Annotated in this window: 10 protein-coding genes and 1 pseudogene; 6 read left to right on the top strand and 5 right to left on the bottom strand. The window is 40.6% G+C overall.

The features are described from left to right. Positions 1 to 3 precede the first annotated feature (3 nt). The 4 genes from AACS98_RS17380 to AACS98_RS17365 all read right to left on the bottom strand — a co-directional run bounded on the left by AACS98_RS17380 (position 4) and on the right by AACS98_RS17365 (position 5538). Positions 4 to 2268 (bottom strand): glycoside hydrolase family 65 protein, encoded by a 2265-nt coding sequence (locus AACS98_RS17380; RefSeq protein WP_066382091.1) that lies wholly within the window; start codon positions 2266 to 2268, stop codon positions 4 to 6. Between the two features lie 514 nt (positions 2269 to 2782). Next, complete coding sequence (locus AACS98_RS17375) at positions 2783 to 3733, bottom strand: AAA family ATPase (RefSeq protein ID WP_066382089.1); 951 nt, start codon at positions 3731 to 3733, stop codon at positions 2783 to 2785. Positions 3734 to 3856: 123 nt separating this feature from the next. Beyond that, positions 3857 to 4936, bottom strand: coding sequence for a DUF4350 domain-containing protein (locus tag AACS98_RS17370; protein ID WP_066382087.1), 1080 nt, complete (start codon positions 4934 to 4936; stop codon positions 3857 to 3859). After that, positions 4933 to 5538, bottom strand: a complete 606-nt coding sequence (locus tag AACS98_RS17365) for a DUF4129 domain-containing protein (protein ID WP_066382085.1) — start codon at positions 5536 to 5538, stop codon at positions 4933 to 4935. The genes AACS98_RS17370 and AACS98_RS17365 overlap by 4 nt, the downstream gene beginning before the upstream one ends. A 283-nt stretch (positions 5539 to 5821) precedes the next feature. On the opposite strand from AACS98_RS17365, the gene AACS98_RS17360 reads away from it, so the two are divergent. The 6 genes from AACS98_RS17360 (at position 5822) to AACS98_RS17335 (ending at position 15767) form a co-directional block, all read left to right on the top strand. Next, a complete protein-coding gene (locus tag AACS98_RS17360) occupies positions 5822 to 6619 on the top strand; it encodes an alpha/beta fold hydrolase (protein WP_066382084.1) in 798 nt (265 codons plus the stop codon). 213 nt (positions 6620 to 6832) lie between these two features. Continuing rightward, entirely contained in the window at positions 6833 to 7465 is a 633-nt protein-coding gene (gene tmk, locus AACS98_RS17355) for a dTMP kinase (protein WP_066382083.1), read from the top strand. Between the two features lie 19 nt (positions 7466 to 7484). Next, on the top strand, positions 7485 to 8453 hold the full coding sequence (gene holB, locus AACS98_RS17350) for a DNA polymerase III subunit delta' (protein ID WP_066382082.1): 969 nt from the start codon (positions 7485 to 7487) through the stop codon (positions 8451 to 8453). A gap of 125 nt (positions 8454 to 8578) precedes the next feature. Then, entirely contained in the window at positions 8579 to 9319 is a 741-nt protein-coding gene (locus AACS98_RS17345; protein ID WP_066382081.1) for a DUF1995 family protein, read from the top strand. 771 nt (positions 9320 to 10090) lie between these two features. Continuing rightward, complete coding sequence (locus AACS98_RS17340) at positions 10091 to 11182, top strand: hybrid sensor histidine kinase/response regulator (RefSeq protein WP_066382379.1); 1092 nt, start codon at positions 10091 to 10093, stop codon at positions 11180 to 11182. 277 nt (positions 11183 to 11459) lie between these two features. Further along, positions 11460 to 15767, top strand: a complete 4308-nt coding sequence (locus AACS98_RS17335; RefSeq protein ID WP_066382079.1) for a PAS domain S-box protein — start codon at positions 11460 to 11462, stop codon at positions 15765 to 15767. Positions 15768 to 15842: 75 nt separating this feature from the next. Here the strand turns inward: AACS98_RS17335 and AACS98_RS17330 are convergent. Beyond that, positions 15843 to 16363: pseudogene (locus tag AACS98_RS17330) on the bottom strand (serine/threonine protein kinase); the annotation flags it as partial.

Raw genomic sequence — 16363 nt, 5'->3', positions numbered from 1 at the left:
CCCTCATTGCATTACACTGGCATAGATAGGAACCTTGGCTTCTTGTGTTACCATTGCCATTTCTGCATCTGGTTGTAAATCAAACTCATGCCATTCGTTGCGCCATTGCAAGCGAAACTTGAGGCGTGTCCAACTGGGCGGTAAATTAGGACAAGCCATTGGGCCAAATTGAGTCATTCTCACACCCGCAAACCCGAAAACTACAGCTTGCCACACTCCCCCCGCACTAGCGGCGTGTATTCCTTCGGCGGCGTTGAGTCTGACATCTTCTAAGTCTACTAATGCAGCTCTCTGAAAATGGGTAAAGGCTTCCGTTGGTTCATTCAAGTCACAAGCTAAGACGGCGTGAATTGCTGGGCCTAAAGAAGAACCATAGGTATGGTCGGTGCGTTGGTTATAATAGTCCCAATTAGCTTTGAGGGTGTTGTAGTCGTAACGCTGACGCAGCAAGTAAAGCAGCATTAATACATCTGGTTGCTTGAGCATTTGCTTTTGGCTGGTGGCTTCAATACCTAATAGACCTTGCAAAGATTTAGTCCGGGGTTCATAATCAGCAAGGTTGACATCTTCTAATTTAAAAAAGCCCTCAAATTGCTCAATTAAACCTGTGGCTGCATCTTGGTTGACGAATATCCGTTCTTGAATTTCTGCCCACTTATGTAAACGTTCTGTGGTTAAGTTGAGTTGTTCTACTAACTGAGCCGACTTTTCAGGGTATACGTGTTTGAACCAGTCCCACAGTGCCAAAGCTGAGTATAAATGCCACTGTACCATCAGGTTGGTAAAGGCGTTATTATCGATGCGATCGTGATATTCATCAGGGCCGATGACATCTAAAATGTCATAGCTGTGGCGTTGTGAGTTCCACTGCACCCGACTTTCCCAGAAAATCGCTGTATCGAGGATAATTTCTGCGCCATAGTCGCGCATCCAGTCATCATCGTCGGTAGTTTGCCAATAATGCCAAACTGCATAGGCGACATCAGCCGTGATATGTACTTCTATATCACCGCACCAAATTCTGACTAACTCGCCATTGGGATCTGGAACCCAACGAGGGGTAACTTCATCGCCGGTGGTGGCACTTTCCCAAGCAAACATAGCACCTTGATAACCAGCTTCTTGGGCTTTGCGTCTGGCTCCTGGTAGGGTATGGTAGCGGTAGGTAAGTAAATTACGGGCTATGGCTGGTTGGGTGTAGGTGAGGAAGGGGAGAATAAAAATTTCTGTGTCCCAAAAGATGTGTCCGCGATAGGCAAAACCGGAGAGGGTTTTGGGGGGGATACTGACGCGATCATCTTGACGGGGTGCTGCGGCTAGTAGTTGAAAAATATTGTAACGGACACTGAGTTGGGAGAGGCGATCGCCTTCAATCACAATATCACTGTTTTGCCAGACTTGTTCCCAGGCGGCAATGTGAGCAGCTAGTAAGGTTGCGTATCTCGGTTCATCAGCTAATTTCTGTAAGGCGGCTACTATGGGGTTTTCTGTTTCCCGTGAAGTAAACAGGGTGACTATCTTCTCTACAGCTACCGTCTTGCCTGGGTGAGATGAGAAAGTAGTTGTTAATGTGGAAGATGCAGACCGATTAACGCACACAGTTGCAGTATCATCATCTTCTACTACCAACTTAGCAGCCATCCCCAACTGAATCTGTGAGTGTAGGGTTTGACTGTGCAGCCAGATGATTTCACCTGCACCGCCTTGGTTTAAAGTCCGCCAATGGGGAACACCTTGAGTTGTGGGTTCCGCATCAAAACCTACTTCAACTGTGATATCACCTGCAAAATCAACAGATGTAATTTCACAACGAATTACTAAAACGTGTTGATCTGCCAAACTGGTGAAACGCTGAAAATGTAAATCTAGAGTATGTCCTTTGGGAGAACGCCAACGCACATCACGACTAATTAAACCTAAGCGTAAATCAAGGCGACGCTCATAATTAAGGATTTCCCCAGAGTTCATTTTAAAGCTTTCACCTGCCACTGTCACCACCAAGGGCAACCAGTTAGGACAGTTTACCAGTTCTGTGTAAGCAATAGCTGTGTCATCATACAAACCATTAATTAGGGTTGCTGAAGAATCTTGATCATACCCTTCCTCAAACGTTCCCCTTGTTCCTAAATAACCATTCCCAAGGGTAAAGACGGTTTCTTTATGGTGCAGTTGTGTAGGGTTAAATTCTGTTTCTATAATGTTCCACTCAGCAGTTTCCAGCAATTTCTCAGTGGATGGATAGTTTTCAACACATAAATCGTTAAGCATGAGTATTAAAACCTAATCTTTTGGGTAGAGTTGTTAATAGATGAAGCCGCTTCTTTGGGAGTTACAGATATTTTCTGGCTATCCCTTGATTGTGGTTAGTTTCAATTAGTTTCATCAGATGTAGTAGACTTGGCTACTAACATTAACGTTCCCCGTTTCATCTATCTCTGGTTAGGTTTTAACGCAGATTGGAGTAGCTAGAAGAGATACTCTAGCAATTGATACATTTTGTCATATAAATTGCCAAAAACGATATTTTTTGGTTTTATGAATGCTGTGGCGAAAGTAAATATATTTAGTGATAATAATGCTATTTTTTGTTGATAGGAGATGATTTACTCACGCAGAGGCGCAGAGACGCAGAGAGAAGATAAGGAAACACCAAAAAATAAATTATCCAAATCGACTGTTAGTAGGGTGCGTCAGGATGAATATTTTCTTGATATGGCTAGGGTTTCTCGTACTGACGCACCCTACATTTTCCCTAATTTCAGTTAACAACAGCTTTTCCTGCTTACCTTGGTACTGGCACTTGATTTACTATTGATGCAATTACAGCATCAATTTGTAAACCATCTAGCATAGCTTCAGGTTTTAAAATCAAACGATGGCGTAAAAGTGGCGATGCTACAGCTTTGACATCATCTGGTGTGACAAAATCCCTTCCTGCTAACCATGCAGCAGCTTGGGATGTTTGCAGCCAAGCACCCGCAGCACGAGGAGATGCACCCAAAGCTAAGTCAGAATACTGGCGTGATGTTCTCACTAAAGTTAAGAGATAGTCAATAATTGCTTCTGAGACTTTTACTGCTTTTACTGCCTGTCTTGCTGTTAAGATTTCATCTACTGTTGCGACTGGTTGTAAGCGGTTAATCTCCCAGCGTCTTGCAGCAAAGCCATGCTGACGATTAATTAACATTTGCTTTTCGGCAGCTTGATCAGGATAATCTACTACTAGCTTGAATAAAAATCTATCTAGTTGCGCCTCTGGTAAGGGATAAGTTCCTTCAAATTCTAAGGGGTTTTGGGTGGCAATTACCCAAAATAAATCCGGCAATGGTAAGCTTTCACCATCTAGTGTGACTTGCATCTCTTCCATTGCTTCTAGCAAAGCCGCTTGTGTTTTGGGGGGAGTGCGGTTAATTTCATCTGCTAGTAAAACTTCGGTAAAGACAGGCCCTTTTTTTAAGGTGAAACTATGGCTATTCAAGTCAAAAATGTTTGTCCCGGTAATATCTGAGGGTAAAACATCTGGTGTGAGTTGCACCCGGCGAAACTCTGCTTGAATCAATTTTGCTAATACTTTTACTAGGAGTGTTTTACCAGTTCCCGGTACACCCTCTAATATAATATGCCCACCTGCTAATAATCCTATTAGTAATTGTTGTACTAGGTTGGATTGTCCTACGACAATTTGGTTAAGTTTTTCACCAAGATGAATTAATACTGGACGGGTTTCATTCATAAATAGTTATTAGTTATTAGTCATTAGTTATTAGTTATTAGTTATTAGTCATTGGGCATTGATTGAGGATTATTTCTTTATTTCCCCTCATCCCCCCAGTACCCAGTCCCCAGTCCCCAGTCCCTATTCCCTCAAAGTTCGCCATTTTGCTAACCAGTTGATTAAGTCTCGCTGACTGATACGGCGTTTTCTGGTTTGTAACTTTAACACTGTATCTAATTCGGTGGGATTTTTACCTGTTTTCTCTGTCCACAGGTTGAGTAAAACTTGATGTTCTAGGGGTACTGATTCTAAACCTAAAGCTTTTTGTAGTTGGATTTGTTCTTCTTTGCCTATCATCTCTAAAACAAAGTCGCTTGCTTCGGCTTTTTGTAACACTCCTGCTAATGCTTGGATGTAGGCTTGGCTGTTATCCATGACTGGTGTTTCTAAGGTTACTGGCTGACCAAAACGGCGATTTTGTGACCAGATTAAAACTAGGAGTAACACGCCAGCCTGTATCAGTATAACTAGCAAGGGTGTGTTAGCCAAGTAACTAATTAAATTACCTTGTCCTTGACTTTCTCTGATATCAGCATCTTTGTAGCCGTGGATGTATTCATCTACAAAGAGGTTGTTATTTTTTTGTGTGACTAAACTGGCTAAGTATTGAAAATTATTTAATTCGTCTTGGTAGGCGTTGGCGGCTAAATAGGGGGTGGTGGAATAAATTACTGTTCCTTGTTGGCGTTGTTCTTCCCAGACTATAGCACCGAAGCGATCGCCTAACAAAATCTCTTCCGGTTTCACTTTTTGATTTCTTCTGCGGGTGGCAATTTTCACCTCACCCACCGGAGAGTCCTGTATTGTGTGAAAATTAGCTTGACTCACCCTAGCCCGCACACCCAAAATTACTAAATTATTGCCTTTGTTTAACCATGCTCGCTCATCAGATGATAAGCTGACTTCTCTTTGCTGACTATATATTCTTAACAGGGTGGCTGGTTTGGTTTCACCTGTCAAATCACTCACAGGCTTTTGCCAACGTTGAATATTAGTCCCTTGCTCCTGCATAAAAGCATACCAAGCACCGTAACCATCGGCAGCACGGCTATAGGTAGAACCAGTATAAATTTGTGTATTGGGAGCAGTTACAAAACTTAATATAACGATAACTGCGATCGCGATCGCACCCAGCCAAACAGTGCGTTTTGAGCGTTTCATTTTTGGGTAATCTCCCGGTAAGCTTGCTGACACTGTTGATAATTTTCTGGCAACATCTCCGTATTACCAAAACATAATTGTTCGTGAGTAGTAATCACAGTTTCGTAAGGTTGGATAGCAGTTTGGGATAATCGTAATAATTGCAGATATTCCGCATCAGTGCGACTAGGTTGATGGATAATAATTTTTTGGTCGTGCAAATGTTGTAAAATCGCTAAATATATACAACGACAAGCCTCACGATAATTACCTTGACGGTAAAAGACTTGCGATCGCTCCCACCAACTTGTCACAGATAAATCTTGGCTGAGTGTGTTTATTCTCACACCAATACCATTACCACTAGCCAACCGTGAATATATATATGGACTAAATACTAACCACAACCGCCAAATTACACCAGTCACAAAGACAACAACCACCAGCCAAAACAAAAATTGTAACAAACTCGCCAACCAAGGGCTAAGTTGCCAATCAGGATTCCATTCTGGTAAAACTCTTTCAAAGCGGTAAGATTGATATTCCAACCATTCTCCTACCTGCTGTTGCAACTGAGATAACTGCCAACTCCAGCTAGTTTTTTCAAAAGCATCTGTAGACATAAACAGGGAATAGGGACTAGATAAGAGATAACACAGATGCCTAAGATTACAACATAATTCATCGCCAATAAACTGGAGAAACACTCCGCGCTCCTCTGCGTTTAAAAAAGCGATTGAGCATAAATCTATTGATATATGTAACTATTATAACATATAATCATCACCCCAGTCCCGGTAGTCGCGCTTTAAATTTACTACATAACTACATCAAGGTATGATTTACTCACGCAAAGACACAGAGACAAAGAAGAGAATTTTTTTTATATTGAATTTTTAATTATTTATGCCTAAAGTACAAATAAACGGAATTGATTTGTTCTACGACATCCAAGGAACAGGAGAACCTTTACTTTTAATTTCCGGCTTCACGTGCGATCATTCTTATTGGTCGGTACTCATGCCATTGTTGACTGCCCACTACCAAATCATTCGTTTAGATAACCGAGGTATAGGGCGGAGTTCTGCATCTAATAGTCCTTATACTATCCAAGAACTAGCCCATGATGTAGGTGCATTACTCGAACATTTAGGTATTGAGCAAGTACATGTTGTTGGTCATTCTATGGGTGGTCAAATTGCCCAAGAATTAGTATTAGCATATCCACAAAAAGTTAAAAGTCTGATATTACTATCCTCGCTCGCTAAAGGTGATGAGCGATTTAATAGCATTGTTGAAACTTGGGGGGAACTTCCGCAACATATAGACAAGAGGCTTTATCAAAAGATTTTATTGACTTGGAGTTTTAGCAATACTTTTTATTCAAATTCAGAAATCATAGAACAACTGATTGAATGGGCTGTGCATTACCCTTATGCACCATCAACTCAGAGTATTTATCAACAAAGTCAGGCTATCCTGGGTTGTGATACTACAAACCGTCTGCACAATATTCTTTGTCCGACGTTAGTGTTAGTCAGTAAGCAAGATATTCTCACGCCAATTAAGTTTTCGGAGGAATTATCCCAAGGTATTCCCCATGCTAAGTTAGAAATTCTTGATTGTGGTGGTCATGGTTTTATGATTGAATCACCGCAGATTGTCAGTAGGGCGATACTGGATTTTTTAGCCCAGTTAAATTAACTGAGTCATTAGTTATTAGTTATTAGTCATTAGTCATTAGTTATTAGTCATTAGTTATTAGTTATTAGTCATTAGTTTTTCTCCCCCACTCCCTCATCTCCCCCCACTCCCTCATCTCCCCCCACTCCCTCATCTCCCACATCTGCCAGAATTTTGTGGGAGTTCTGCGCCTATGGCGTAGACTTATAAAGCGTTGGGAAATATAAAAACAGCATGGGTGGCAGATTAATTGTATTTGAAGGGGTGGAAGGTTGCGGTAAAACTAGCCAAATGCAGCTTTGTGCTGAGTGGTTAGAAAGTTTGGGTATTCCTGTAATTCTCACCCGTGAACCTGGGGGAACGGAGTTAGGTTTGCATTTGCGCCGTCTGTTGTTGGAGAAAGCGGAGGATAAACCAATTGATGAGGTGACAGAGTTATTATTATATGCTGCCGATCGCTCACAACACGTTGCCCAAGAACTGAAGCCTAACTTAGCAGCCGGCAAATATATTTTGTGCGATCGCTATATCTACTCTACCATTGCCTACCAAGGTTACGGTCGCTGTTTGGACATGAATTTAATTCATCAACTCAATCACATCGCCACTGGGGGGTTAACCAGTGACCTAACTATCTGGTTAGATGTAGATGTAGAAGTCGGACTTGCCCGCAAGGGTAAAGACGGAGTAGGATTAGACCGCATTGAACAAGAAACTCTCGCTTTTCATCGGCGTGTGCAGCAAGGTTATGCAGATTTAGCTGCCTCCTCTCCTACAAACATTATCCGCGTTGATGGTAATTCCAGTAAGGAAATTATACATCACATTATTCAGGGAATTGTACGCGAACATCTAAATGTCTCTTGAATATTGTCATAATCAATGAATGACTTATCATCCGTTCACACCACTGGTAGGACAACAACAAGCTATTGAGTTACTGACTCAAGCTGTCAAACAAAACCGCATTGCACCAGCTTATATGTTTGTCGGTGCTGACGGTATCGGACGGAGTTTAGCAGCGCGGTGCTTTATTGAATTATTATTTAGTAGTGGTGTAGAGGCGCAGTTGATTCCATCTTTACAACAACGGTTGCATCAAGGCAATCACCCTGATGTTTTATGGGTACAGCCAACTTACCAGTATCAAGGACAACGATTTACAGCCGCAGAAGCCGCAGAAAAAAAACTCAAACGCAAAGCACCGCCGTTAATTCGCTTAGAACAAATACGGGAAATTACCGAGTTTCTCAGTCGTCCACCCTTAGAAGCACCGAGAAATGTGGTAGTGTTGGCAGAAGCCCAAACAATGGCAGAACCAGCCGCCAATGCTTTACTGAAAACTTTAGAAGAACCGGGAAAGGCGACAATTATTTTAATTGCACCTTCTCCTGAGTCGCTGTTGTCTACTTTGGTGTCACGTTGTCAAAAGATTGCTTTTTCCCGCTTAGATACAGCTTCTTTGACTCAGGTACTCAGCCAAACAGGTAAGGATGAAATTTTACAGCATCCGGCAATTTTGAGTATAGCGGCTGGTAGTCCCGGCAGTGCGATCGCTGCTTACGAACAATTACAAGCTATCCCCTCCCAGCTACTCGCAGACTTGAGCAAAGTACCTAAATCCTACCGTTACGCTTTAGAATTAGCCAAGCAAATTCATCAAGATTTAGATACAGAAGCCCAACTGTGGTTAGTTGACTATTTGCAACAATCTTACTGGCAGCAATGGCAGCAACCAGCAATTATCAATCAGTTGGAACAAACTCGCAAATATTTACTGACTTACGTGCAACCGCGCCTAGTTTGGGAATGTACACTATTATTTCTCTATCAAACTCTCAACGGGCAGAATTGATTGATATATAGGGGGTTTTACTGTTTCCCGTTCCCCGTTATGAGTTCCCTTCTGACTTGGGTGTTGCTGAAAATCAGAGCTAATGCTGGAACAATAGGAGTAATGCAACAGAGACATCATACATTATGCCTGAACTTCCAAACACTTTAGAAGATGCGATCGCCCAAGCGCGGGAAGCTACCAAAGCCGCTTTAGCTGAGGGTTATACCCGCTTACAAGTTGAGTTACTGTTTCCCGAACTCAAGTTTATGCCTGTGGCAACACAATTTCTGCCGGTGTTTTCCGAATATGAATCCCGCTTAAAAGTGTTTTTTGCTGATGCTGGTGCGTCTGCTTTAGCCCGGCGTGAATGGGCAGATGTCCCCTATAAAATTCTAGATATTGGTACAGGAAGAATCGCTTCCATTGAATCAAAAGTACAGCCAGAAGATGAAATTTTCTTATTCATCGCCCCGACTTCCGTAGAAGTACCGCAACTGGAAAAAATTTGCGAAATTATAGGCGATCGCCCCCTAGTCATGTTAAACCCTCGTTTAGAAGATGCCGGAACTGTGGGCATTGGTTACGCCGCCAGACAAACCCGCCAACGCTTTATCAGTACACTGGAATCTTGCTATTACCTGCGTCCAGTTGATGATGAAACTGCCGTCTTCCGTTGCTACCCTGGATTATGGGAAATCTGGATTGAAAACAGTGGTACTTGGCAAAAAGTCGCTGAATTACCCAAAAAACCATCAGGCGATGAAATAGATTTAATTCTCAACCAAGGACAACCACAAACATCTACAGATAGCACCGTTACACCTGCCAGAAAACCCAGTGTTTTCAAGAGTTTGCAACGGTTTATCAAAGCCTTGAGTAATTAGATTCCAACAGAGGTAGCCGAGCCAAATTTTCCTAGCTGCTACCTCCTGAACTCTAAACAGTTACAAAATATCAACTATCAGTCTAATTAACTGCGTTTCTATCCGTCTAAATACAACTTGATAGATATTAACATTTCACTGAATTAATGATAGGATATAATGCTATGTAACATCACACCATACGCCTGATAGCTGCTAACTATTCATTGATTCAAATATTCCGTTTAATTGTAACTAGAAACCACTTGTAGTTAAGTATAACTACGTGATGTATTTGGTCATGTGACATTGTACAAACTTAAACTTTATAGAATTATTCCTTATTTATCACGAAGCGCAATTAACTAAGTATTGGTGATAATAAGACATAGAAAAGAACTAACCCAGAGTGTAAAATTATGTTTCTAATTTTACCTAAACTACATAAATACCACTTTGATCATTGAATATCAACCACAAATCCGAGATCAGATGCAATTAATTTTGGATATGGGCAAATGTTTCTCATATCCGGTTTAACACAAGTCAGCGACTAGAGATCAGAAATCCCAAAACCCTTGCGATTGCCATACGTCAGTGCGTTATTTTTGTAACAATACAAACAAGTAATTTAGCGGTTATGCTATGACTACCTGCACCACAGATGAGGAATGGCAAGGTTTACAGACAACAGAACTGTTATTGAACCATAGAAAAATTAAAACTTTTTTATATCTCAGAAGTTAAATGCCAGATACTTACTCAGTGCTTAATTACGTATCCCAGGAGCAAATGAAAAACATTTTAATAATTGAAGATGAACCAGAAATCAGAAATAATATTCAACAAATATTGGAATTCTCAGATTTTGAGACAGTAGTCGCAGAAAATGGATTGCAGGGTTTGGAGTTGGCAAAAGAGAAACAGCCTGACTTGATTCTTTGCGATATCATGATGCCTGATTTGGATGGCTATGGCGTATTAAATCAACTCCGTCAGGATAGTGCTACTGCAAGCATTCCGCTCATTTTCTTAACTGCTAAATCAGAGTGGCAAGATTTACGCCAAGGGATGGAACTTGGTGCAGATGATTACTTAACTAAACCCTTTGAACATGAACAATTACTGCAAGCGATCGCTACTCGTTTAGAAAAACAAGCAAAAGCTGAACAGCAAACTCAAGAAAAATTGAACGAGTTAAGCAGTTGTATCCATCACTCACTCCCCCATGAAATCAATACTCCTCTCAATCATATTCTAGGATTCTCAGATTTATTGATTCAAGAGCATGAAGAACTTTCACCTGAAGAAAGTTTAGAAATGCTACAGTCAATTCATCAAGCTGCTTTAAGGCTGCATAGAATGACTGTTAATTTTCTCATGTATGCAGACCTGGAGTTATTAGCATCTAACCCAGAAAAACTGGCGGAACTACGCAATAATAAAGTTAAAACTTTTGTCAAATCAAGCATTGAGAATGTCGCGGTTAAAATTGCCAAAAGTGTCAATAGGTTGTCTGATTTAAGCATAGAAATCTCAGATGCTTCCGTTAAAATTTCTCCGGCGAAGCTGAGTAAAATAGCTGAAGAAATAATTGATAATGCCTTTAAATTTTCCCAACCCAATACAAAAGTAAAAATCATAGGTTATAGCAGTAATAGTGATTTTTATCTGTATGTAATTGACGAAGGACGAGGGATGACCAAAGAACAAATAAAAAACGTGGGGGCTTATGTCCAGTTTGAACGTAAAATGTATGAACAACAAGGTTCTGGCTTAGGATTATCCATCGCTAAGAAGCTAGTGGAACTGCACGGCGGAGATTTATCAATTGATAGTTTACCAGAGAAGCAAACTATGGTTAGGCTTGTGCTTCCTCAGTAAATCAAGACTTTCATCTGCTTAAAAAAGCATACTGACTGGTAATTTTCTTCCCTATTACACTCGACTATATCCGCTAATTTCGCCTTTAAGCAGATGCAGACTTTTTGACTATGGCTAGTTATAAACCAGTCACAACAATCGTAACTAGCTGAACAGCACAATGAAAAAATGCAAATAAATCAGCTTACTTGCTTCAGAAATACCGCAGCCAGAAAAGCACAATGCCTAAATTGTCAATAAAAACGTAAATATAAAAAACTTACCTTATTAATAATTGATGTCTACAAAATTTTTTTCAACCTCTGATATAGAGCAAACGATTTTACCTGATCCTTTCACCTTGACTGCTACAACCCCAGCAATTGAAGCAGTGCAATTAATGAGTCAAGTTCGTGACACTTGTCACCTCAACTCAGCCTCAGTGCAATCTGATGTGAATCTGCTCAATCATTTCCATCATTCAGAACAAGCCAGTTGTGTTCTAGTAGTAGAAGACAACAAATTAGTTGGCATCTTTACAGAAAAAGATATTGTTAAATGTACAGCAATGGGGCTGGATTTAGAAACAGCAACGCTGGCAGAGGTAATGAGCAATAGTCCAGTAACTCTGAAAAAATCACAATTTACAAATATTTTTATTGCTTTAAATTTATTCCGTCAATATAAAATTCGTCATCTAGCTGTAGTTGATGACCACAATCATATTATAGGTTTGGTAACACCAACAACAGTGCGTCAATTACTACAGGCGGCTGACTTGTTAAAAATGCGTTCTGTTGATGAGGTAATGACTGGTGAAGTAATTCAAGCACCACCAACAGCATCCGTATTAGAGTTAGCGCAATTAATGACAGAGAATGCTGTCAGTTGTGTAGTGATTACCAACTCAGATTCTCAACCCATAGGAATTGTCACAGAAAGGGATATTGTACAAATTCGGGCTTTAGACTTAAATATTCGAGACATTCAAGCTAATATTGTGATGAGTGCGCCACTGTTTTATATGCGTCAAGAACAGTCTTTGTGGGAAGCGCATCAACAAATGCAACAACGACGCATCAGACGCTTGGTGGTAGTAGGTGGGAGCAACGAACTACTAGGAATAGTCACCCAAACCAGTGTACTTTCTGTTCTTGACCCATTAAAGATGTATGAAACAGTTAATTCTTTGCAGCAAACAGTCTGTAAATTAGAAACAGAAAAAGTTGAGATTCTGGAAAAGCAAAATGCAGAACTAGAGAGACAAGTTGCACAACGAACAGCAAAATTAATACAACAAGCAAATACAGACAGACTACTAGCTAACCTCTCTCAAAATATTCGGAACACCTTTGATATAGAATCGATTTTGCAAACTACTGTTTCAGAAATTCGGGCGTATTTGCAAACAGATCGGGTAGTGATTTACCAATTTGAACCACAATGGACGGGAAAAATTGTTGCTGAATCCCTAGCACCCGGAAAAACCTCTATCCTAGGTCGTATGATCTATGATCCCTGCTTTGCCACGAGTTGGGTAGAACCCTACATGAATGGACGGGTACGAAAGATTGAGGATATTTATGCTTATGGGCTGGCTAATTGTCATATTGAGCTTTTAGAACAAGCAGAAATTCGCGCTAATTTGATTGTACCGATTGTCTATAATCAACAGCTTTGGGGTTTGCTTTGCGCTCATCAATGTTCCCAACCGCGATATTGGGAAACCTTAGAAGTTGAATTACTAGAAAAGTTATCTAGCCAAATCGCGATCGCTATTCAACAATCTCAACTTTATCAACAAGCACAAAAGGAACTCCGAGAACGCCAGCAAGCAGAAATCAAACTCAAAAAACTGAATGAGGAATTAGAAGAAAACATATCTCAACGCCTACAAGAATTACAACAAATCAATGATGAATTAGTCCAAGAAATTGTCGAGCGTAAACGAGTTGAACAGGAATTAAGGTATAGTGAAAATCGTGTCAGGGATATCCTCAATAGTCTGTTTACCTTTGTTGGCATTATCAACACCGATGGCATTTTACTGGAAGCCAACCGCGCTCCACTAGAGATTGCTAATCTCAGGGCTGATGATGTGATTAATAAACCATTTTCTGAAACTTATTGGTGGTCTTATAGCTCTGAAGTTCAAACCCAACTTCAACAAGCTATTATCCAGGCAGCACAAGGGCATAATGTTCGCTATGATGCCTTAATTCGTGGGGCAGGGGAAGAATTAATTACAATTGATTTATCACTCAATCCCATTTTTGATGTGACGGGCAAAGTGAATTACTTAGTAGCATCAGGTATTGATATTACAGAACGCAAACAGGCAGAACAAATATTACAAAAACAGTTAACTGCTATTGAAGCAAGTATTGATGGCATTGCCATTTTAAAAGATGATAAATTTATATTTTTAAACAAATCTCATGTTCAGTTATTTGGATATGATCATGCACAAGAATTAATCGGTAAAAGCTGGCGAGAACTTTATACATCAGAGGAAATAGCCCGTTTGGCACGGGACGTTTTCCCCATCTTGTTGCAGGAGGGGCATTGGCGAGGTGAGGCTAAAGCACAGCGACGTGATGGTACTACCTTTCATGAAGAAGTCTCACTCACTCTCACTCAAGATGGCGAATTAATTTGTGTTTGTCGAGACATTACTGAAAGTAGACAAGCACAAAAGCAACTACAAAAGTTAGTGATAGAATTGTCAAACTTCAAACACGCTCTAGATCAAGCTGCTATTGTTGCCATTACAGACCCCGAAGGCACAATTACCTATGCTAATGATAATTTATGTAAAATTTCCCAATATTCCAGAGCAGAACTGATTGGTAAAACTCATAGCATCATTAATTCTGGTTATCACTCAAAAGAATATTTTCATCACCTTTGGTCAACTATTACCAAAGGTGAAGTTTGGCGCGGAGAAATCAAAAATCGGGCTAAGGATGGAAGTTACTATTGGGTAGATACAACCATTGTTCCTTTTCTGAAACATAATGGTAAACCTTGGCAGTATTTAGCCATCCACAATGATATTACTAATCGCAAACAGGCAGAATCAGACCTGCAAGAGAGTGAGGAGAAATTCCGTCAACTTGCAGAAAATATACATCAAGTTTTCTGGATAACTGATCCAGAACAATTGCAAATGCTCTATATCAGTCCTGCTTATGAAGAAATTTGGGGTCGCACCTGTGCAAGTCTGTATAAAAATCCTAAATCTTTTATGGAAGCTATCTATGCTGATGACAGACAGCAATGTGCGATGGCAATGCAGAACAAAAAACAAGGGTTTGATATCGAATATCGCATTGTTCGACCTGACGGATCAATGCGTTGGATTAGAGATCAAGCCTTTCCCCTCAAGGATGAAACTGGAAAAGTTTATCGAGTGATTGGTATTGCAGAAGATATCACCAAGAGCAAAGTTGCCGCAGTCGCCCTTGAGCGCAGTCAAAATTTTCTCCGCCAAGTTATTGATACCAATCCCAATATAATTTTTGTCAAAGATTTGCAAGGTAGATTTATTCTAGCTAATCAAGCTTTAGCAAATCTTTATGGGAAAAAAATTGAAAAATTAATTGGTAAAACTGAAGCAGATTTTAATTCTAATCCCAGTGAGGTTGCATACTTCAAATTAATCAATCAGCAAGTGATCAGGACTTTGCAACCTCACACCATACCCGAAAGAATAATCATCACTGCTTCTGGAGAAACTCGTTATTTTCAAACCATCATATCCCCTTTGATAGCTCCTGACGGTAAAGCCTATCAAATTCTGGGAGTATTAACTGATATTACTGAACGTAAGCAAGCCGAACAGGAAATTTCCAAAGCCTTGGAAAGAGAAAAAGAACTCGGTGAATTAAAGTCTCGTTTTGTGTCGATGACTTCGCATGAGTTCCGCACTCCTTTATCTGTAATTTCTTCTTCAGCCGCAATTTTGAAAGATTTTGGTCACAAACTCGACGACACCAAAAAGAAAAAACATTTAGATTGCATTCAAACCTACGTCAAACACACAACACAATTATTGGACGATATTTTATTAATTCATAAGGCAGAAAATGGCAAGTTAGCTTTTGAACCTGCGCCTCTGGATTTGATTTCTTTCTGTCAGCAATTAACAGAGGAAATACAATTGAGCGCGCCAAATCACACCATTGTTTTTTCTAGTCATCCTCAAACCGGTGTGATTGGGAACATGGATAAAAAACTACTGCGGCAAATTTTGATTAATTTGCTTTCCAATGCTATTAAGTATTCACCCAACAGTGCTACAGTCAACTTCAACGTAAAAATTACAGAGTCAAATGTAATTTTGATGAGTATTCAAGACCAAGGTATTGGTATTCCCGAAACCGACCAAGTTAAATTGTTTGAATCTTTTCATCGCGCCAGAAATGTCGGTAACATTCCCGGTACAGGCTTAGGTTTATCAATTGTTGCTAAGTGTGTGGCATTGCATCAGGGATCAATCTCTGTGAATAGTCAGGTGGGTATGGGAACAACTTTTATTGTGGAGATTCCTTTACAATCTGTAACTTTTTTACCGGGATTCCTGAAAAATCCTGACTCTATATAGTTGCCGTCGAACTTTTGCCTGATGGTGGGAAGTAGGAATCTCCCGCCACCGGCGCAAGCCTTGGCGGTGAGAGTGTCAATTTTGGATTTGGCTGGGAACAGGTGAATTTCTCGAACCTTTATCTGTTTGTAAAAAAATATATATTCCTGCCAAAAAAGCTAGTACAATTGCCAATCCAATCCCCAGATTTCGCCCAGAAAGGTTGGGATTTCTGGGTGCAGCCAAATTATTTGGCTTGGGTTCCAGAAGTGTGACATCTGGTGTCTTGTTACTACTGTCGGAAGATACAGGTTGTGGTTGATGCAACGTATTTTCTAAGTTGCTGGCTTGCTGATTGTTAATTTGCCCAACCGCTAGATTTTCACTAGCGTTTGGATGGGGTGAAGGGCGTGGTTGCAAAATTGTCTCTTCCGCTTGCTGTGGTGCTTCTGGTTGTAGCAGTTGGGTATCACTATCGTGATTGCCACTGGCGTAGGGTGAAGGATGTGGTGGCAACACCTCCCCTGGGGTTGGCTGTGCTTCTGGTTGTAGCAGTTGGGTATCACTATCGTGATTGCCACTGGCGTAGGGTGAAGGATGTGGTGGCAACACCTCCC

It is taken from the genome of Anabaena sp. CA = ATCC 33047, assembly GCF_963870205.1.
GTDB lineage: Bacteria > Cyanobacteriota > Cyanobacteriia > Cyanobacteriales > Nostocaceae > Trichormus.
Note: the sequence above shows the minus strand (reverse complement) of the source record. Positions and strands in the feature narration are given on the sequence as shown.

Coding starts and splice junctions, on each gene's coding strand:
- AACS98_RS17380 (WP_066382091.1), bottom strand. CDS start 2,268: ATGCTTAACGATTTATGTGTTGAAAACTATCCATCCACTGAGAAATTG.
- AACS98_RS17375 (WP_066382089.1), bottom strand. CDS start 3,733: ATGAATGAAACCCGTCCAGTATTAATTCATCTTGGTGAAAAACTTAAC.
- AACS98_RS17370 (WP_066382087.1), bottom strand. CDS start 4,936: ATGAAACGCTCAAAACGCACTGTTTGGCTGGGTGCGATCGCGATCGCA.
- AACS98_RS17365 (WP_066382085.1), bottom strand. CDS start 5,538: ATGTCTACAGATGCTTTTGAAAAAACTAGCTGGAGTTGGCAGTTATCT.
- AACS98_RS17360 (WP_066382084.1), top strand. CDS start 5,822: ATGCCTAAAGTACAAATAAACGGAATTGATTTGTTCTACGACATCCAA.
- tmk (WP_066382083.1), top strand. CDS start 6,833: ATGGGTGGCAGATTAATTGTATTTGAAGGGGTGGAAGGTTGCGGTAAA.
- holB (WP_066382082.1), top strand. CDS start 7,485: ATGACTTATCATCCGTTCACACCACTGGTAGGACAACAACAAGCTATT.
- AACS98_RS17345 (WP_066382081.1), top strand. CDS start 8,579: ATGCCTGAACTTCCAAACACTTTAGAAGATGCGATCGCCCAAGCGCGG.
- AACS98_RS17340 (WP_066382379.1), top strand. CDS start 10,091: ATGAAAAACATTTTAATAATTGAAGATGAACCAGAAATCAGAAATAAT.
- AACS98_RS17335 (WP_066382079.1), top strand. CDS start 11,460: ATGTCTACAAAATTTTTTTCAACCTCTGATATAGAGCAAACGATTTTA.